This window comes from Virgibacillus sp. M23, from assembly GCF_034190895.1.
Taxonomy (GTDB): Bacteria; Bacillota; Bacilli; order Bacillales; family Amphibacillaceae; genus Virgibacillus; species Virgibacillus salarius.
Window position 1 is genome coordinate 1 of sequence record NZ_JAWDHA010000284.1, and the last position, 433, is coordinate 433.

1 protein-coding gene and 1 pseudogene are annotated in these 433 nt (G+C 46.9%); both read right to left on the minus strand.

Annotated features, from left to right (window positions below; translation table 11 throughout):
• Positions 1-111, minus strand: a pseudogene (locus RVS70_RS22575) (amino acid ABC transporter ATP-binding protein); the annotation flags it as partial.
• A 12-nt stretch (positions 112-123) separates the two neighbouring features.
• Positions 124-433: ABC transporter permease subunit (locus RVS70_RS22580; protein WP_321134973.1), on the minus strand; the 310-nt coding region annotated here is incomplete at its 5' end.

The window sequence follows — 433 nt, forward strand, 5'->3', positions numbered from 1 at the left end:
ACCGGACGGACCGATGATCGACACCACTTCTCCTCGCTTCACTTCTAGATCGATTCGATCTAGCACGACGAGATCTTTTAACGCTTTGCGAATATTTTTTACTGTTATCAACTGATTTCACCTCTAAGTCCGGTATGGCTTGCTCATTGCGCGTTCAAACAAGTCCTGCAACATGCTGTAGATAATGGTAAGAGCCCAATAGACGATCGCAACCGCCAAATACGTCTCAAAATATTTGTGGTTTCCTGAGGCGTACATCTTCCCTTGGGCGAACATCTCCATGACCCCTAATGTAAAGGCCAGTGACGTTTCTTTTAGCAGTCCGATAAATGTATTACCCGTTGCCGGAATCGCATTTCGGATCGCTTGCGGCAAAATAATCCGTCTGTATGCCTGAAGTTTTGTCATGCCGACAGACAGACACGCCTCCAGC